This window comes from Pseudarthrobacter sp. CC12, from assembly GCF_039907755.1.
Lineage (GTDB): Bacteria > Actinomycetota > Actinomycetes > Actinomycetales > Micrococcaceae > Arthrobacter > Arthrobacter niigatensis.
Genome location: NZ_JARDJH010000029.1, coordinates 35,735 through 52,219 on the forward strand (window position 1 = coordinate 35,735; position 16,485 = coordinate 52,219).

17 protein-coding genes and 1 pseudogene are annotated in these 16,485 nt (G+C 67.9%); 10 read left to right on the forward strand and 8 right to left on the reverse strand.

The annotated features are described in order from the left end of the window. Window positions 1-12 precede the first annotated feature (12 nt). Window positions 13-1,062: a LacI family DNA-binding transcriptional regulator gene (locus tag PV772_RS17325; protein WP_347886949.1), complete on the reverse strand. Its 1,050-nt coding sequence runs from the start codon at window positions 1,060-1,062 to the stop codon at window positions 13-15. A 209-nt stretch (window positions 1,063-1,271) separates the two neighbouring features. On the opposite strand from PV772_RS17325, the gene PV772_RS17330 reads away from it, so the two are divergent. Genes PV772_RS17330 through PV772_RS17340 form a run of 3 tightly spaced genes read left to right on the forward strand, consistent with a single transcriptional unit; the run spans window position 1,272 to window position 4,792 of the window. Then, entirely contained in the window at window positions 1,272-2,393 is a 1,122-nt protein-coding gene (locus PV772_RS17330) for a nucleoside hydrolase (RefSeq protein WP_347886950.1), read from the forward strand. Between the two features lie 15 nt (window positions 2,394-2,408). Continuing rightward, window positions 2,409-3,824: an MFS transporter gene (locus PV772_RS17335; RefSeq protein ID WP_307358478.1), complete on the forward strand. Its 1,416-nt coding sequence runs from the start codon at window positions 2,409-2,411 to the stop codon at window positions 3,822-3,824. Beyond that, window positions 3,821-4,792 carry a ribokinase gene (locus PV772_RS17340; protein ID WP_141158691.1) on the forward strand — a complete coding sequence of 324 codons (972 nt, stop codon included), beginning with the start codon at window positions 3,821-3,823 and terminating at the stop codon, window positions 4,790-4,792. The genes PV772_RS17335 and PV772_RS17340 overlap by 4 nt, the downstream gene beginning before the upstream one ends. Before the next feature lie 60 nt (window positions 4,793-4,852). On the opposite strand, the gene PV772_RS17345 is transcribed toward PV772_RS17340, so the two are convergent. From PV772_RS17345 to PV772_RS17360, 4 genes and pseudogenes are all read right to left on the reverse strand, one after another. Beyond that, window positions 4,853-5,935 carry a LacI family DNA-binding transcriptional regulator gene (locus tag PV772_RS17345; protein ID WP_141182929.1) on the reverse strand — a complete coding sequence of 361 codons (1,083 nt, stop codon included), beginning with the start codon at window positions 5,933-5,935 and terminating at the stop codon, window positions 4,853-4,855. After that, window positions 5,932-6,668, reverse strand: a pseudogene (locus PV772_RS17350) (SDR family NAD(P)-dependent oxidoreductase). The gene PV772_RS17345 and the pseudogene PV772_RS17350 overlap by 4 nt, the downstream one beginning before the upstream one ends. Before the next feature lie 49 nt (window positions 6,669-6,717). Continuing rightward, window positions 6,718-7,029, reverse strand: a complete 312-nt coding sequence (locus tag PV772_RS17355) for a hypothetical protein (protein ID WP_347886951.1) — start codon at window positions 7,027-7,029, stop codon at window positions 6,718-6,720. Window positions 7,030-7,111: 82 nt separating this feature from the next. Further along, window positions 7,112-7,708: a hypothetical protein gene (locus tag PV772_RS17360; protein ID WP_347886973.1), complete on the reverse strand. Its 597-nt coding sequence runs from the start codon at window positions 7,706-7,708 to the stop codon at window positions 7,112-7,114. On the opposite strand from PV772_RS17360, the gene PV772_RS17365 reads away from it, so the two are divergent. The 3 genes from PV772_RS17365 (at window position 7,630) to PV772_RS17375 (ending at window position 10,376) form a co-directional block, all read left to right on the forward strand. Continuing rightward, entirely contained in the window at window positions 7,630-8,475 is an 846-nt protein-coding gene (locus PV772_RS17365) for an aldolase/citrate lyase family protein (RefSeq protein WP_347886969.1), read from the forward strand. The two genes, PV772_RS17360 and PV772_RS17365, sit on opposite strands and share 79 nt — an antisense overlap. A gap of 243 nt (window positions 8,476-8,718) precedes the next feature. Beyond that, entirely contained in the window at window positions 8,719-9,069 is a 351-nt protein-coding gene (locus tag PV772_RS17370) for a S24 family peptidase (protein ID WP_347886970.1), read from the forward strand. A 26-nt stretch (window positions 9,070-9,095) separates the two neighbouring features. Then, entirely contained in the window at window positions 9,096-10,376 is a 1,281-nt protein-coding gene (locus PV772_RS17375) for a Y-family DNA polymerase (RefSeq protein WP_347886971.1), read from the forward strand. A gap of 52 nt (window positions 10,377-10,428) precedes the next feature. Here PV772_RS17375 and PV772_RS17380 read toward each other — a convergent pair whose 3' ends face one another. Next, complete coding sequence (locus PV772_RS17380) at window positions 10,429-10,575, reverse strand: lmo0937 family membrane protein (RefSeq protein ID WP_141158652.1); 147 nt, start codon at window positions 10,573-10,575, stop codon at window positions 10,429-10,431. Window positions 10,576-10,960: 385 nt separating this feature from the next. Here PV772_RS17380 and PV772_RS17385 point away from each other — a divergent pair, with 385 nt between their 5' ends. Together PV772_RS17385 and PV772_RS17390 are read left to right on the forward strand one after the other, a co-directional pair. Continuing rightward, on the forward strand, window positions 10,961-12,139 hold the full coding sequence (locus PV772_RS17385; RefSeq protein ID WP_347886952.1) for an ABC transporter substrate-binding protein: 1,179 nt from the start codon (window positions 10,961-10,963) through the stop codon (window positions 12,137-12,139). Between the two features lie 389 nt (window positions 12,140-12,528). Continuing rightward, a complete protein-coding gene (locus tag PV772_RS17390) occupies window positions 12,529-13,311 on the forward strand; it encodes a matrixin family metalloprotease (protein ID WP_347886953.1) in 783 nt (260 codons plus the stop codon). Between the two features lie 5 nt (window positions 13,312-13,316). Here PV772_RS17390 and PV772_RS17395 read toward each other — a convergent pair whose 3' ends face one another. Together PV772_RS17395 and PV772_RS17400 are read right to left on the reverse strand one after the other, a co-directional pair. Further along, a complete protein-coding gene (locus PV772_RS17395) occupies window positions 13,317-14,267 on the reverse strand; it encodes a carbohydrate kinase (protein WP_347886954.1) in 951 nt (316 codons plus the stop codon). Between the two features lie 36 nt (window positions 14,268-14,303). Next, on the reverse strand, window positions 14,304-15,095 hold the full coding sequence (locus PV772_RS17400) for an alpha/beta hydrolase (protein WP_347886955.1): 792 nt from the start codon (window positions 15,093-15,095) through the stop codon (window positions 14,304-14,306). A gap of 135 nt (window positions 15,096-15,230) precedes the next feature. Between PV772_RS17400 and PV772_RS17405 the strand changes: the two genes are divergently transcribed. Beyond that, window positions 15,231-15,884, forward strand: coding sequence for a cyclodeaminase/cyclohydrolase family protein (locus PV772_RS17405; protein ID WP_347886972.1), 654 nt, complete (start codon window positions 15,231-15,233; stop codon window positions 15,882-15,884). A gap of 78 nt (window positions 15,885-15,962) precedes the next feature. Next, window positions 15,963-16,343 carry a hypothetical protein gene (locus tag PV772_RS17410; RefSeq protein ID WP_347886956.1) on the forward strand — a complete coding sequence of 127 codons (381 nt, stop codon included), beginning with the start codon at window positions 15,963-15,965 and terminating at the stop codon, window positions 16,341-16,343. Window positions 16,344-16,485: the final 142 nt, after the last annotated feature.

A 16,485-nucleotide genomic window follows, 5' to 3' on the forward strand; every position in this document is an offset into this window, starting at 1 on the left:
ATGACAGGAAGCCTACGTTGCGGCGGCCGACGTGGAGCCGCGCACCACCAGCGAGGTCTCCAGCGTGACGCCGCCGTGGCCCAGCGACTTTCCCTCCATGAGGCTGCGCAGCTGTTCCCCGGCCTTCTGGCCCAGGGCGGTGGCCGGCAGGTGCACACTGGTCAGGCCCGGATTGCTGGTGGCCGAATAGGGCAGGTCGTCGAACCCGGCCACGGCCAGCTCCTCCGGTATCCGGATCCCCGCCACGCGCGCTTCCTGCAGCACCCCGTACGCGTGGGTGTCGGTGGCGCAGGCGACGGCGGTAACCCCCGCACGCTTCCAGTCCGGCCACGCTTCGGCGAACGCGCCCGCCCCCGCGCCGACGTCGATGGTGGTGCTGATAATGCGTTCCGGGCTGACGCTGATGCCGCGCGAGGCGGCCTCCTCCAGGAACGCCGCGCGCCGGACGGCGAACGTCTCGGTGCCGGTCACGCTGTCCACATAGGCAGCTTCCCTGTGCCCGGCGTCGGCCAGGTGCGCCGCCAGCTGGCGTGCCCCGCTGGCCACATCCAGGTTCACGGAGGGTGCGTAGGACTCGAGGCCCGGCGCATCAAGCAGGACAAGGGGCGACGGCGACGCGAGGTCTTCGAGGAACCCGGCGTTGGGTGCGTCCACGAGCAGCCCCGCCGGCCGCAGGGACATCAGCCGCCGGACATCGGCGGCCGCCGGAAACTCGCCGGCCTCGGTAACGGACAGCAGCAGCTGGTACTGCGGCCCCAGCGATTCGCGCACCCCGGCAATCACTTTGGCGAAGAACGGGTTGGAGATGTCCGGCGCCACCAGGATCACAATCGAGCTGACCCCCTTGGCCAGGGAACTGCCGATCCCGTCCACCACGTACCCCAGCTCCGCAATGGCCTCCCGCACCCGGGAAATGTTGTCCTCGGCCACGCGGCCGGCCGTCTTGCCGTTGGCCACCAGCGACACCGTGGCCACCGAAACGCCGGCCCGCGCGGCGACCATCGCCGCCGTCACGCGCCGCGGCCGTGGCCGTTGCTGCTGCACCTGTTCCCCGGAATCCATACTTTGATCGTAGTAGGCGCGGCCGGGCACCGGTCACGCCTTAAAAGGCTGGGCGCGGTGGGAGTGCTGACCTTCCATGCCCCACAAGGCATCAAGCGTTTGACGTGCGCCAATGCTGCCACCCACGTTAAGCGCTTGACGTGAGCCACGAAACCCTGTCATGATCACTCCCGGAATACTCAAGACCCCTGCCCGCAAGGCAGGCCCCAATGACGTGGAGCACCATCGTGGAACCAAATCCCCAAGCGAGCCAGTACCGGACGGGTTCAACAGAACCCCGGAAGATCATCCTGGACTGCGATCCCGGCCACGATGATGCCGTGGCCCTGCTGCTGGCACACGGCAACCCCAACATCGAACTGCTGGCCGTCACCACGGTGGTAGGCAACCAGACCCTCGAAAAAGTCACCCGCAACGCCCTCGCCGTCGGCACCATCGCCGGCATCACCGGCGTCCCCTTCGCCGCCGGCTGCCCCCGCCCGCTGGTCCGCAGCATCGAAACCGCACCGGACATCCACGGCGAGTCCGGCATGGACGGCCCCGCCCTGCCGGAGTCCACCATCGAGCTGGACCCGCGCCACGCCGTCGACCTCATCATCGACACCGTCATGGCGCACGAACCCGGCACCGTCACCCTGGTCCCCACCGCCGGCCTGACCAACATCGCCATGGCTGCCCGCAAGGAACCGCGGATCGTGGAACGGGTCAAGGAAGTGGTCCTGATGGGCGGCGGCTACCACGTGGGCAACTGGAGCGCCGTGGCCGAGTTCAACATCATCATCGACCCCGAGGCCGCCCACATCGTCTTCAACGAGAAGTGGCCTGTCGTGATGGTGGGCCTGGACCTCACCCACCAGGCACTGGCAACCCCGGACGTCGTGGAAAAGATCGCCGCCATCGGCACCACCCCGGCAAGGTTCGTCACCGAGCTGATGGACTTCTTCGCGCACACCTACAAGGACGCGCAGGGCTTTGACTACCCGCCGGTCCACGATCCCTGTGCCGTCGCGTACGTGATCGACCCCAGCATCGTCAGCACCCGCAAGGTCCCCGTGAACATCGAACTTCAGGGCAGCCTCACGCTCGGCATGACCGTGGCGGACTTCCGCGCCCCGGCCCCCAATGACTGCCACACCAGCGTGGCCGTGGACCTGGACCACGCACGGTTCTGGGACCTCGTCACCGACGCGCTGGTCCGCATCGGCGAGCCCGGCGCCAATGCCAAGGCGGACGACGGCGTCAGGCACCAAGGTGCAGACCGCGCCCAAGGCAACGCGTCCGACGTCGAATCCGGCCACAGTGCCCAGCTCACCGCCGGAGGGGTCAAGTAGATGGCCACCGCAACCATGACTGAAACCAAAACCGGACGCGGCAACATCGCCGCCCTCATGACCGCCCTGTTGGCCGCCTGCGTGGCGTTCCAGCTCAACGCCTCCATGCTCAGCCCCGCCCTGGTGACCATGGGCCAGGAACTCAAGGCGGACCAGGCCCTGATCGGGCTCTCCCAGACCTGGTTCTTCACCGCCGCCGCCCTGTTCTCCCTGTTCCTGCCGCGCCTGAGCGACATCATCGGCCGCAAGAAGGTCCTGGTGGGCATGATGCTGCTCATGGCCGTGGGCTCCGTCATTGCGGCGCTCGCCCCGGACATCACCTGGCTCTTCGTGGGCCGCATCATCCAGGGCGTCAGCGGCCCCACCGTCCCGCTCTGCCTCATCATGCTGCGCTCCGCCGTCAGCAACCCCCGCAAGTACGGCACCCTCATGGGCCTGATCACCGCGGTCAACGGCGGCGTGGCCGGCGTGGACTCCTTCGTGGGCGGCTACTTCGCCGAGCACTTCGGCTTCCGCAGCATATTCTGGCTGATGGTGGTCCTGGCCCTCGCGGCCACCGCCCTCATCGTGTTCCTCGCCAACGAGAGCAAGCCCGGCGCCGGCACCCGGATGGACTGGCTCGGCGTGTTCTTCATTGTGGTGGCCGTCGGCGCCCTGCTCACCGCGCTCAACGAAGCAGCCAAGCTCGTGGGCGGCTTCAACTCCGGCACGCTGCTGCTGAGCCTGGCGCTGGTGCTGGTGTCCGCCGCCGCCTTCTTCGCCTTCTGGCGCACCGAACAGCGCGCCGCCCAGCCCATGGTGGAAACGGTGCACCTGCGCCAGCGCGCCACCTGGGCACCGCTGCTCACCACCACCCTGACCATGACCGGCATCTTCGCCGTCATCAACGGCATCGTGCCCGCCTACGTCCAGGCCGCCAGCCCGGGCTTTGGTGTGGGCCCCACCGAAATGTCACTGATGATCCTCACCCCGTACGCCCTGCTGGGCTGGCTGGTGGGCCCGCTCAGCGGCAAGCTCGCCCCTGTCCTTGGCTACACCAAGGTGCTGCGGATCGGGCTCCTGGGCAGCATCGCCGCGCTCGCCGTCATCGCCTTCCTGGGCCTGCACAGCCTGCCCATGATGATTGCCGGAACGGTCTTGCTGGGCATCATGTACGCCGGTACGGTCAACATCATGCTCAACGGACTCGGCGTTGTCCTCTCGCCCGCCGGCAACCCCGGCTTCCTCCCCGGCATGAACGCCGGCGCCTTCAACCTGGGCGCGGGCCTGAGCTTCCTCATCCTGCCCGCCGTGCTGGTGGCGACCTCCGCGCTCGGGGATGCGGCCACGTCGTACCTGACCGTCGTCGTGGTTGGCCTGGCCCTGACCATTGCCGCCTTCGCTGCTTCACTGCTGATTCCCAAGCCGGTTGAGGCCGAGGTGGCCGCATGACCAGCGCGGGCGTTGGGCACCCGGGCCGGATCGTCGTTGTCGGCTCGCTGAACGCCGACCTCACCATCTACTGCGAGCGGCTCCCGCAGCCCGGCGAAACGGTCCAAGGCAACGGCTTCGCCGTGAACCCGGGCGGCAAGAGCGCCAACCAGGCCGTGGCCGCAGCCCGGCTGGGCGGCCATGTCAGCCTGGTAGGCGCCGTGGGGGAGGACGCCAACGGCAACATGCTCGAGGCCTCGGTGGCGGGGGCAGGCGTGGACGTCAGCCACGTGCGCAACTCCAGCGAGCCCACGGGTGTCGCCGTCATTGCCGTTGACGCCCGCGGCGAAAACAACATCATCATCTCCGCCGGCGCCAACGGCACCTTGTCCCCGGCGGACGTGGCCGGCGCCGCGGACGTCCTGGACGGTGCCGCCGTCGTCAGCCTCTGCCTGGAGGTGGCCATGCCCACCGTGCTGGCCGCAGCCCAGGCAGGGCACGACGCCGGCGCAACAGTTCTGCTGAATCTCTCGCCGTACGCGGACATTCCGGCGGAGCTGGCGGAACTGACAGACGTCCTGCTGGTCAACGCGCACGAGGCGGCGCTGTTCCTTGGCCCCGGCGCCTCCGTTCCGGGGGCGGACGCCCACGCGTCGCAATGGGATACGGTCCGGGAGCGGTTTGCCGGGCGCGGGATCCGGCAGGTCCTGGTGACCCTCGGCGCGCACGGATCCGTGGTGCTGGATTCGGAGGCGGCTCCCGGCGCCCAGGTGACCTTCGTGGCGCCCACCCGCGTGGCCGCCGTGGACACCACCGGAGCCGGGGACGCCTTCACCGGAGCGGTGGCGGTGCGGCTGGCCGCGGGCGATGCGCTCGCCGATGCCGCAACTTTCGCCTCCGTGGCCGCCGCCCTGGCAACCACCCGGAAGGGGACGCAGGCGGCGTATCCGGAAGCGGCCGACGTCGAACGCCGCCTCGGTACCGCCTAAACCGGTCGTCTGCTGTCGTTTACGCGCCCCAAAAACGACCGGGACGGAGCAATCGATGGGCTATGCGTGGGCCTGGACCTGCACCGACGCGCGTTCCACGGCAGGGCAGTGGATCTTTGCCGGCCCGCCCGGGGCGGGGTCGATTCCCAGCAGCACCCGGACCCCGGCGGCGCCAAGTTCATAGTGCGGCAGGGCCACGGTGGACAGCGGCGGCCGGAGGTGCGCGGCGATGACTTCCTGGTTGTCGAAGCCCACCACGGCGACGTCCCCAGGGATGGCCAGGCCGTGTTCCCGCAGGCCGTCGTAGAGGCCCATGGCCATGCGGTCGTTGTAGCAGAACACGGCAGGGGCGCCTCGCTGAAGCAGCCCGGCCGTGGCCCGGTAGCCGCCTTCCTGGTCCGGATAGGCCTCCATCACGAGGTCCGGATCGAACGGAATTCCGGCGTTCCCCAGGGCCTGGCGGTAACCTGCCAGCCGCCCGTCCTTGGCCGGTGCCGGAATGGTGGCGTTGATGAACGCAATCCGCCGGTGGCCGTGCGCCAACAGGAGTTCCGTCGCGGAGCGGCCGCCCTGGACCTCGTCCGGAACTACGGCGCGGGCGCCCTGTTCGTTGGAGAAGCAGTTCACCAGGACGAAGTCCGCTTCCCGCAGCGGCGGCGGGATATCCGTCTGGCGGTGGAACCAGGTGGAGTAGAGGATGCCGCGCACCTTGTACTCCAGCATCATGGCGATGGCGTCCTGCTCCAGCTCGCCGTTGCCCTCGGTATTGGCGATGAGCAGCGCGTAGCCGTGCTTCCAGGCCTCATCCTGCGCCCCGTGGATGATCTGGCCGGCAAATGGCGTGGTGGCTACGCCGTCGGCCACCAGCCCAATGAACTTGGACGTCCCGCTGACGAGTGTTTTGGCCATGGCGTTGGGCCGGTAGCCCAGGGTGCGGATGGCGTCCGTGACGCGCCTGCGGGTTTCCTCGGCAATGCGGGCGTCCTTTTTCTTATTGACCACCAGCGATACCGTGGCGGTGGAAACGCCGGCCGCTTCTGCCACCTCGCGAAGGGTCACGGGATGCGGCCGCTCAGGCACCTTTGGCGAGGGGCGCCCTGTTTCCCGCGCGGATGCCTCCGCGCCATTCTCCGTTGAACTCATCTGCCCTCCAGGGTGACGCCTGTGTGTTCCGCGAGCCGGGCCAGCAGGCGGTCCTGGAATTGCGGATCATTGGCGGCCGGGTGCGGGGCCTGCCGGTGCTGGTGGTACCAATAGCAGCCGCTGGACAAGGCTGCCGGGTCGTCACTGGTAGCGAGCCATTCCTGGGTGCGGTGGCCCAGTTCCAGGCTGTCCGGTGCTGAGCGGCCGCCCATCCGGGTGGGCACCCAGCCGGAATCCACCGCGTTGCTGGCGATGTCCGGCGCCAGCCTGGCCACTGCTGCCGACAGTGCCGTGACGTGCAGCTTGGTGGTGGAGTAGGAGGCCGTCGTCGTGCGTCCTGCCCAGTCCAGGCCGTTCAGGCCGGTGTCGCCGCCGCGGTGCATGCCGCTGCTCAGGTAGATAAGGCGGCGGGGTCCGGGGATCAGCGCCGTCAGGAGGTACGGGGCCACAACGTTCACCGGCAGCAGCGCCGCGCCGCTGAGGACGCCGGCGTTGTGGATGACGGCGTCCAGCCGGCCGATTCGGTTGGCGTCGGCCGCGATCTGCCGGACTCGGCCTGGGCCGCGAGGTCCCCGACAATGCACTGTGCCCCGCGGTCCAGCAGGTGCTGTACCGCGGGGATCCGCTGCGGGGACCGCGCGTGCACGATCACGTCGTGTCCGTCCCGCAGCAGCGTGTCCGCTGTTGCCAGGCCGAGCCCTACGGTGGATCCGGTAATGAAGACGCGTGCCATGCGGGGGCCTTCCTGATAAGTGGTGGTTCCCTACGCTACCCGCGCCGGGTCAGCCGCGCTTTCGGCCCAGGATCAGGGCCAGCACGCCGCCAAAGACCACAAGCACCACGCCCACGCCCAGCAGTCCGGAGTTGACGCCAGTGTTCGGCGCGGTTCCCGGTTCTGGGGCGCTGGGTGCTGCGTTGGCAGCTGCCTCCCCAACGTGCGCGCGGCCCGTTGCGGCTGCGGCGTGGTCAATGGAAAGGGAGATCGGTGCTGGCGCCGGGGTGGCGGCGGCGTTGGCGGCTGCGCCGTTGGCGCCCAGCAGGCCGCCTGCGATTACGGCGCTGAGCAGGCATCCTCGGATAGTGCGGTGCATCATTTGGGGTTCTCCTGAAAGTTGGATCGGGCCTACTGCTTAGCCCGGGACTGGCTCGTTAGCGCTGGGACGCTGAAGGCCTCAACTAGTCAGGGGATGATCCGGGATCGAAGGACACCGGTGGCATGGCCAGGGGCGAACCGCCTTGGACGCTGGACGGGCCGGCCTCGGGGATCTGCAGGGTATGGGGCGCGAGCCATGCGGGCAGGCCCGAACCATTGCCGCTGGTTGAACCGCTTCCGCCGGCAGCGGTGCCGGGCGGCGCGTCAAGGGGCCCTTGCATCGGCGTGTTGTGCGGTTCCGCCCCCGGCAGTTGGGGCGCGCCGGCGGCGTGCACGGGCTGCAGGGTGAGCGGCGGGCCGTTGCCGGGCAGCCGTTCGTGGAGGGGCAGGAGTTTAGGGCCGGCCAGGGCTGAACCCGGCGCAATGCCCGTGGGCGCAGCCACCGATGCGGCTGCCCCAGCGGGTGCTCCCCCTCCGGGCGGCGGGGCGTCGGCAGCCGGCGGGAGGGTCGCTGCGGCCGGCTGTTCTCCGGCCGCCACGGGCGCAGGCAAGGGGACGGCGCTGAGAACAGGGTCAAGGACCGGGGCCAGTGGTTTGGCCAGTGGTTCGAGGACCGCGCCGGCCACCGGAACCACGGTCCCGCCAACAACACGGTCCACGGTGCCCAGGGCCGGATCCACTACCGCGGCTATGGATCCTTCCGGCGCGACAGTGCGAGACCGGCGCCGTCGGGCTCTACTGTTCCGTGCCGTCACCCGCAATCGTCGAAATGATCGGCCACGCCGCCTTCGATTTCGTCATCCTTGATACGGAGCATGCGCTTGTGGGGGACTCCGAGCTCGCCGCGCTCCTGCGGGCCGCCGAGGCGGCAGGCCTCGATGCGCTCGTGCGCGTGCCCGAGGGGGACCATGGGGCCATCCTCCGTGCGCTCGACGCCGGCGCGGCGGGCGTCGTCGTGCCTCACGTCCGGCGCCGGGCCGACGTCGACGCGGCGATCCGTGCGGCGCGGTACTTCCCGGACGGCATGCGCTCGCTCGGCGGCGGGCGGGCGGCAGACTACGGGGTGGGCGATCCCCGCGACGTCATCCGCCGGGCCAACGCCGAGGTGGTCCTGGCCGTGCTCATCGAGGATCGCGACGGCGTTGAGGCGATCGAGGAGATCCTCACCGGCGGAGGGGTCGACGTCGTCCTGCCGGGACCCGGGGACCTGTCCCAGTCCTACGGGGTTCCGTGGGAGACACGGCACCCGCTTGTCCGCGCGGCCGTCGAGGCGATCCACGAGGCGTGCCGGCTGCACGCCGTCCCGTTCATCCCCATGACCACCAACCCCGAGGCACACGCACGCTGGCGCGCAGCCGGGGCCAAATCGTTCGTCCTCGGCGACGCCCAGGACCTGGCTGCCCGGTCCATCCTCGACCAACGCGCCATGGCGGAGCAGCCGAAGTAAGCGGCTTCCGACTGTTCTGAATCAGCTGCGTCCCGGCAGCATTATTGGTAGCGTGGGGACTGGACCGGCTCGGCCGGTCAATACACCTAGGACGCCCCGGTTTCGCGGACAAGCGACATCTCAAAGCACTGCTGGAAGCGCACGAGGCCGACGGCCAGAAAACGTCCCGTTCAAGGTTCATCAAACAGACGCGCCGGGCCAGCGACTCATGCCACCCCATCAATCGGAACAGCTGATCGATTGCTGACACTTTGGCGGGCAGCTCAACGACAAACCGGTCAGAACAGGCACTTTCTACAGAGAATGATCAAGGACATCACCAGCACCTTCGTGGTCCGCGTGACCGGGGATTCCATGGAAGGAGCAGGCATCAGCGATGGCGACGAGCTGATCGTCAACCGCGCTCTTGAACCCAAGGACGGGTCCGTGGTGATCGCGGTGCTGGACGGGGAACTGACGGTCAAACGCCTGCGCATCACCGCCACCGGCGCGGTGCTGCAGGCAGAGAACCCAAAGTACCCGGACATCCGCGTACCCGCACTGTCCGAGCTCACCATCTGGGGCGTGGCCACCCGGTGCCTGCATCATGTCTAGGGGGAGCGGTGCCTAAGCCAGTCCCCATGCGGCAGATGCCGCAAATCGCGCACGTGGACGTCAACTGCTTCTACGCCTCCGCCGAGCGCGCCTTCGACCCCTCGCTGGAAGGCCGCCCCCTGGTGGTGCTGTCCAACAACGACGGCTGTGCGGTGACACGCTCCCCCGAGGCGAAGGCCCTTGGCATCGCTACCGGCGAACCGTGGTTCAAGCTCGCACCGAGGGCCAAGGAGTGGGGCCTGGTGGCCAAGTCCAGCAATTACGAGCTGTACGGGGACATCAGCTCACGGGTCATGGAACTGCTGGGCAGGTATTCGGCATGGTTGGAGGTATACAGCATCGACGAGGCCTTCCTGGGCGTGAAGGGCGGCCCGGACGACCTCCTGGTCCTGGGCCGCCGGATGAAAGAGGCGGTGCGGCGGCATGTCGGGGTGCCGGTCTGCGTGGGCATCGCCCCCACCAAGACCCTGGCCAAACTCTGCAACAAATGGGCCAAGAACAATCCCGCTTTCGGCGGCGTCTGCCTCTGGGAGGCGGTACCGGCTGACGTCCGGGAACTCCTGATGACCCGGTTGCCTGTGGACGAGATCTGGGGCATTGCCGGCCGGTTGACCAGACGGCTCAACGTGCTGGGAATCTTCACGGTCCAGGACCTTGTCAGTGCGGATCCGGTCATGATCAGGGACAAGTTCTCGGTGGTGCTGATGCGCACCGTCCTGGAACTGCGGGGCACGCCCTGCATCCCCATGGAGGAAGAGCGCATCGGCCGGGACCAGCTGATTTTTTCCCGCTCCTTCGCCACTCCGGTAACAACAGCCGCCGGGCTCCGGGAGGTGTTCAGCGTTTACGGGCAGCAGGCCAGCGCCAGGCTGTCCAAGCACGGCCTGCAGGCAAAGGTCCTGACGGCCTTCGCTGCCACCTCGCCCTTCCGGGACAACGAGCAGGCCTATCCGTCGGTGTGCGTCCCGCTGCCCATGCCCACCGCGGACCCGCTCCTGCTCACCCGGGCGGCGCACGCACTGCTGCCAAACATCAGGGAAGGGCTGAAGTACGCCAAGGCGGGCCTGATGCTCACCGACCTTCGGCCCACCGGCAACCAGCCACCGCTGGAGCCGTTCGAGAACCGGCACGAGGAGCGCGGCATCGGATCCCTGCTGGAACATGTGAGCCATCGCTTCGGGCGCGGCTCAATCGGGCTGGGACATGCGGGAATCAAATCGGGCCTGGACTGGTCCATGAAGCGTGGCATGCGCTCGCCCCGGTACACCACGCATTGGGACGAGCTCCCCGTGGTCAAGGCGGCATGAGGCCCGGTTTTCCGCCGCCGGCCGGGGGCGGGCGGCGGAACCTGTTCGCGCACTAGGCCCGGGACCTGTTTTGAATGAAGTGGAAGATGAGGACGACCACTGCGATGACCAAAAGGATGTGGATGAGGCCGCCGCCGATATTTGCGAGCAGGCCGAGGAGCCAGAGAACGGCGATGATAATAGCGATCCAAAGCAACATGAGAATCTCCTACATTGTTTTTCGTTCGAATTGCTGATTGTTCAAGCCGGCGCTGCACCAAAAGCCGGCCGTAAGGAATCCACCCCTGCCTCTCGCTCCGGGCCCCCATGCCACATCTGTTCTTCACGCCCATATGACGTGATGGTTATCACCATATTTCAGGAAGGGCCAGCTGGAAACGGCATACCAAATGGAAATGGGAACGTGTCTCATCACCTCGCATCCGAGGGGCGGCGGATAAGACGTTCCGGGACGTTTCTTGACCCTCCGCGACGCTGCATTACGCATCCGGGTCGCCCCGTGAACCCCCGCTACGGGATTGATTGTGGGACGGCCGGGCCATTCGTAATCTCGTCTCAGCATCCGCCCCAGCAGAGGAGTCCCCATGGCCGACCAGCAGGACAAGAATTCGCAGAACCAGCAAAGTACAACCCGCATCGTTGCCGGGCAGGCAGCGGGATCCACACGCCCGTTCGGCCTGAAAATCGGCATCGCGGCAGCCGTCCTGGCCCTGATCGGCGGGGGTGCCGCCGTCGCGTCCGCCGTCAACAACGGCAGCACTGCACCAGCAGCCGACGTGGCGCCCACAGGCAACCCGGCGGCCGAGCTCAAGCTTGGCTACTTTGGCAACGTCACCCACGCCCCGGCCCTGGTGGGGGTCAGCAAGGGATTCATCGCCGATGAACTGGGCAGCACCAAACTCAGCACCCAGGTGTTCAACGCCGGACCCGCCGCCATCGAAGCGCTGAACGCCGGCGCCATCGACGCCACCTACATCGGGCCGAACCCGGCCATCAACTCCTACGTGAAGAGCCAGGGCGAATCCGTCAACATCATCGCCGGCGCCGCCGCCGGTGGAGCGCAGCTGGTGGTCAAGCCGGAAATCACCTCCCCCGCAGACCTGTTGGGCAAGACCCTCGCGTCGCCGCAGCTCGGCGGGACCCAGGACGTGGCCCTGCGTGCGTGGCTTGCCACCCAGGGCTACAAGACCAACGTGGACGGCAGCGGGGACGTGGCCATCAACCCCACCGAGAACGCCCAGACCCTGAAGCTGTTCCAGGACGGCAAGCTCGACGGCGCGTGGTTGCCTGAACCATGGGCGTCACGGCTGGTGCTGACCGCCGGAGCGAAGGTCCTGGTCGATGAAAAGGACCTGTGGGATGGCAAACTGTCGGGCAAGCCGGGCGAGTTCCCCACCACCATCCTGATCGTGAACCGGAAGTTCGCCGCCGACCACCCGGACACCGTCAAGGCACTCCTGAAGGGGCATGTGAAGTCGGTCGATTGGCTGAACAGCGCTTCAGCCTCCGACAAGGCCACCGTCATCAATGCAGCACTGAAGGAAGCCGCCGGCGCCGAACTGAAGGCTGACGTCATCGACCGTTCACTGAAGAACATCGTGTTCACCGTGGACCCGCTCGCCGGAACCTACCAGAAGCTCCTGGCCGACGGCGTGACTGCCGGAACCACCAAGCAGGCGGACATCAACGGCATCTTCGACCTGCGGGCCCTCAACAGCGTCTCGGACGGGAAGACCTCCGCCGCCGGGCTCGGCAAGGAATAACCATCGTCGGCCGCTCCGTACCTGCCGTTTTGGGCCGTCAGAACGACAGGCACGGAGCAATCGATTCCTGCGGAAATCCTGTGCATTTCCGGCCCTGAGGCTCGGGAGCACGCCACTAGGCTATGGAGGTTGGCCCGTGGGGGGCCGCGGGAGCCGGGGGGATGCCAATGCATGGTTACGGGAAGAGCAGCAGGTCAAGGCCGGACATCCCCGGCGAACTTGCCCCACCCAATGTTCGGCGTTCCCCCAGCGGACGGATCCCGCAATGGGCCATCGATGAGGCATTCGGCAAGGCGGAAACACCTCCTCCATGGCGCCCCGGGCCTCCCCGGCCTCAACGGAAGACGTTCTGGGCCTGGTCAAGGAAGCGAGGGCGGCCACAACGGTCGATGCAGTTCAAGACCCTGCTGGGGATCGTCCTGGTTGTCTGCTTGTACTTTTCACCGGCGCTCTTCGACCGCTTGGTTCTTCCGGTCGTGGCCCCCTATTTGCCGGGGGCGAAAATGCCGCCGCCGGGATACGAAGCCGCTTCGGCGCCCTTGGGCACGCCGCCGGCAAGCACAGGCTCCACGGCCTTTGTCCTCCAGGAGTCGCCGAGAGCAACCCAGCCCCTCATCGCCTACGACCCGTGCCGCCCGGTTCATTACGTTGTCCGTCCGGACAACGCGCTGCCAGGTGGCGACGTCCTGATCCGGGAGGCTGTGGCAGCAGTCTCCCGGGCCTCGGGGCTCCAGTTTGTCGACGACGGGCCGACGACGGAAGCGCCGTCGGATGACCGTTCGGCCTTCCAGCCGGACCGCTACGGAAAGCGGTGGGTGCCGCTTCTCATTGCCTGGTCGACGCCTGCTGAGACCCCCGGCCTTGCAGGGAATGTGGCCGGCCTCGGCGGGAGCGCCTACGTGGAGGTCGCCGGCCAGCCGCTGGTCCTCGAAGCAGGGCAGGTGCGCCTTGATGCCCCTGACCTTACCGGCATCATCGCCGGCAGGCCGGACGGGGCGGCTGAGGTGCGCGCCATCATCATGCACGAGCTCGGACACGTGCTGGGCCTGGACCACGTCAATGATCCCACCCAACTGATGTACGCCGAGAACATGGGCGTCAGGGACTTCGCTGCCGGTGACCGCGCGGGGCTTGCCCTGCTGGGCAGCGGACCGTGCGTCCCGCAGCTCTAGGACCTCTAACCCTCCGAGGCCTCTGCCGCGTGCAGCTCCTCCCGGGTGGGCGGGTTGGCGCCCGGGCGGGACACCGTGACTGCCGCGGCACGGGCGGCATGTTGCAGGAGTTCGGAGAGTCCCTCGACGGGAAGGTCACGCAGATCCTGCCGGTTCTGGGCGCCGTCCAGCTCCCGGTCCACCAGGCCGGACAGCAGCGCCGCCATGAAGGAATCCCCAGCCCCCACGGTGTCCGCCACCTCCACCCTGGGCGCAGGAATGGCGGCTTCGCCGGCACGGCACACGCCCCACGGGCCGTCCGCACCGCGGGTGACCACCACCATCGCCGGACCTTCCTCCCCGCCCAGCGCCAGCCACTTGCGTGCCGAATCCAGCACATCCTGTCCCGGGTAAAGCCAGGCCAGGTCCTCGTCCGAGGCCTTAACGACGTCGGACAACGTGACGAACTTTTCCGCCTGGCGCCGGGCAAAGTCCACGTCCGTGATGATGCTGGGGCGACAGTTGGGATCGAAACTGATGGTGGCGGACGGGTGCGCGTATTCGACGGCGGCGAGCACCTCGGTGGCACCGGGCGCCAGCATGGTGGCAATGGAGCCGGTGTGCAGCAGGGTGGTTCCCTGCAGCATGAAGCCAAGCCGGTCTGCCAGGTGCGGCAGCTCCCAGGCGAGGTCGAAGGTGTAGGTGGCGGCGCCGTCGTCGTCAATCAGTGCGGTGGCCACGCTGGTGGGCAGCTCGTCCGGGGGCATCGGCAGCATGACGGAGCTGGCGCGCAGGTGCGCCGCCACCGAGTCGCCGTACGCGTCCCGGCCGTAACGGCCGATGAACTGCACCGGGTGGTCCAGCCGGGCCAGGCCCACCGCGACATTCAGGGGGCTTCCGCCCACGTGGGCCTCGATTCCGGAAGCGCGCTGGACAACGTCAACAAGGCCTTCGCCGATCACTGTGAGCATGGTCATACTCTGCCAGAAAGAGGCCGGCGTCAGCAGTTCGTGTCAGCCGAGCAGCTTTCCAGCCAGTTCGCGGCACGTCACATAGGCCTCCGCGGCGGGATCGATGAGCGCGAAGTGGTCCCCCGGCACCGTGATCAGCCGTGCCGGGACGGGTCCGGAACGGCTGGCGTCCACGTACGTTGTGGACATGACCAGGGGAACATCATCGTCTTCCGCCGCGTGGGCGGCGAAGACGGGAACGTCCAGCGGCAGCGCTGTCATGGGGTCGGCCATGCGGTGGCGCCCGGGGAAGTCCGACGACGGTCCGCCCAGCAGGTTGCCCACGGCGCCGTTGCTCAGGCCCAGCCTCTCGGCTTCGGCAAGGTTCAGCACGCCGGACTGGCTGACCACCCCGGTGAGGCGGACGCCGTTGTTCGTGTCCTCCACTTGGCGGGCGTCCGCCCCGAGCCCCTCCAGCCGGTCCCTGCCCGCCGCCCACACTGCCAAGTGGCCGCCGGCGGAATGGCCCAGCGCCACCACTTTGCCCAGGTCCAGCGAGTGCGGTTCTGCGAGCGCGGCAAGCTTGTCGATGCCCGCGAGGATGTCCCGGAAGGTCCCCGGCCAGCCTCCGCCGTTCCCGGCACGGCGGTACTCCAGGTTCCAGGCGGCCATGCCATGCTCCGCCAGGTCCCTCGCCAGCGGCTCCCCCAGTTCGGCGCCGTACGTGGGGCGCCAGTAGCCGCCGTGGATCACCACCACAACGCCGCGGTGCTTTCTGCCCGCAGGAAGATCCGGCAGGAAAAGCTCGCCCCACTGGCTGGGGTCCTGGCCGTAGTCATAGCGGTGGCGTTGCACCCTGCCGAGACTACATCCGTCCTTGGGAAGCGGCCTCCTGTCACACTGGCCGCCCGGGCCTCGAAAACTGGGCCAGTCCGGGCGTCCTGCCGGGTTTCCGTTTAGCCAGCCACATTTATGGGCACCATTCCTGGCATGGAAGAGGCTGAAGCAACAACCCGGGGATCCACTGTCGAGGACTGGACGCGTGCACTGGCGGAGTCCACGGGTTCACCGGGTGGGGGCGCGGGTACCGGCCTGATGCTGGCGGTGGCAGCATCACTGACGTCGATGGTGGCCGGCTACAGCGCTGGCGAGGACGACGGCGGGAAGCCGGCGGAGATACGGACCCGCGCACAGGCGCTTCGCCGGGAAGCCCTGCAGCTGGCTGATGACGACGCGTCCGCCTCCAAAGCCTTCGGTGCTGCCTTCCGGCTGGAACCGGGGCCGGAACGGGACGGGGCAGTCCGCCGTGCGTCGCTGGAAGCTGCAGCCTCGTCGGCTGTCCTTGGCGAGCGGGCCATCGAAGCCATCGACGATCTCGCCTGGCTGGCGACCAAGGGCAACCGTTCATTGGTTGCGGACGTTGTTGTTGCGTTCGGCGCCCTCCGGGCCGCGGTGGCAGGCGCCCGCACGAATGTCAGCTTCGACCTTGGCTCCCTGCGCTCCACGGGAGACAGCCTGGATACGGTGCGTCGACAGCAGCCGGACCTGTGGGCCGCGGTCCAGAAACTCAACGGAGCCATGGACCGCATTGACACCCTAACCGCGGACATTGACCACCGGGCCGCCCCGACGGACTCAGCCTGAGCTGTTGGACTCTGCCGCAGGGCTGTGCTTATTGTGGGCAGCATTGTTTGCAGGTGAGTCCGGGGGGAGGCGTACGGCATGGAGCCAAAACTCAATGCGTGGACCTTCCTCCGCCCCCTTTTGCTCGCCGTGGCGGCAGCAGCTGCATGGATCGCACTGTCCGCTGCGGGCGCCTCCGCTGATTCCGCCGCCCACAATGACCCACTCCTGGCTGCTGCCCCGCCTGCCGTGGGAGGGATCGCTACCGCAGTTAGCCAGCAGGCCCGGGATGCCCTGGAACCCATACCGGCCGGGACTGCCAGCAAGCCTGCCCCAGCGCCTGAAACAGTGCCATCCCTTCAAGCGGCCGCCAAGGACGCCACCGCTCTGGCCGACCACGTGAAAGATGCTGTTCCGGTGGTCGACGAGGAGTCGAGCGAGCGGGCGGGGGCGGGGCATGGCGCCTCCTGGGGCGGCTAGAGGTCTGTACAGACTCAAGTTGTAATACGGCAAACTTTTATGCGCAAATTACGTAGGCGTGATGAAGGACACGCTCCTGCGGGTTTGACAGGGTGGCTTCGGGGCAATTTAGCTTAGCCTTACCTAAGCTTTCTTCCTGCCC

What these genes read in the sequence shown, in the direction of transcription:
- PV772_RS17325 (WP_347886949.1), bottom strand. Translation starts at nt 1,062, where the DNA reads ATGGATTCCGGGGAACAGGTGCAGCAGCAACGGCCACGGCCGCGGCGC.
- PV772_RS17330 (WP_347886950.1), top strand. Translation starts at nt 1,272, where the DNA reads ATGACGTGGAGCACCATCGTGGAACCAAATCCCCAAGCGAGCCAGTAC.
- PV772_RS17335 (WP_307358478.1), top strand. Translation starts at nt 2,409, where the DNA reads ATGACTGAAACCAAAACCGGACGCGGCAACATCGCCGCCCTCATGACC.
- PV772_RS17340 (WP_141158691.1), top strand. Translation starts at nt 3,821, where the DNA reads ATGACCAGCGCGGGCGTTGGGCACCCGGGCCGGATCGTCGTTGTCGGC.
- PV772_RS17345 (WP_141182929.1), bottom strand. Translation starts at nt 5,935, where the DNA reads ATGAGTTCAACGGAGAATGGCGCGGAGGCATCCGCGCGGGAAACAGGG.
- PV772_RS17355 (WP_347886951.1), bottom strand. Translation starts at nt 7,029, where the DNA reads ATGATGCACCGCACTATCCGAGGATGCCTGCTCAGCGCCGTAATCGCA.
- PV772_RS17375 (WP_347886971.1), top strand. Translation starts at nt 9,096, where the DNA reads ATGCGGCAGATGCCGCAAATCGCGCACGTGGACGTCAACTGCTTCTAC.
- PV772_RS17380 (WP_141158652.1), bottom strand. Translation starts at nt 10,575, where the DNA reads ATGTTGCTTTGGATCGCTATTATCATCGCCGTTCTCTGGCTCCTCGGC.
- PV772_RS17385 (WP_347886952.1), top strand. Translation starts at nt 10,961, where the DNA reads ATGGCCGACCAGCAGGACAAGAATTCGCAGAACCAGCAAAGTACAACC.
- PV772_RS17390 (WP_347886953.1), top strand. Translation starts at nt 12,529, where the DNA reads ATGCAGTTCAAGACCCTGCTGGGGATCGTCCTGGTTGTCTGCTTGTAC.
- PV772_RS17395 (WP_347886954.1), bottom strand. Translation starts at nt 14,267, where the DNA reads ATGACCATGCTCACAGTGATCGGCGAAGGCCTTGTTGACGTTGTCCAG.
- PV772_RS17405 (WP_347886972.1), top strand. Translation starts at nt 15,231, where the DNA reads ATGGAAGAGGCTGAAGCAACAACCCGGGGATCCACTGTCGAGGACTGG.
- PV772_RS17410 (WP_347886956.1), top strand. Translation starts at nt 15,963, where the DNA reads ATGGAGCCAAAACTCAATGCGTGGACCTTCCTCCGCCCCCTTTTGCTC.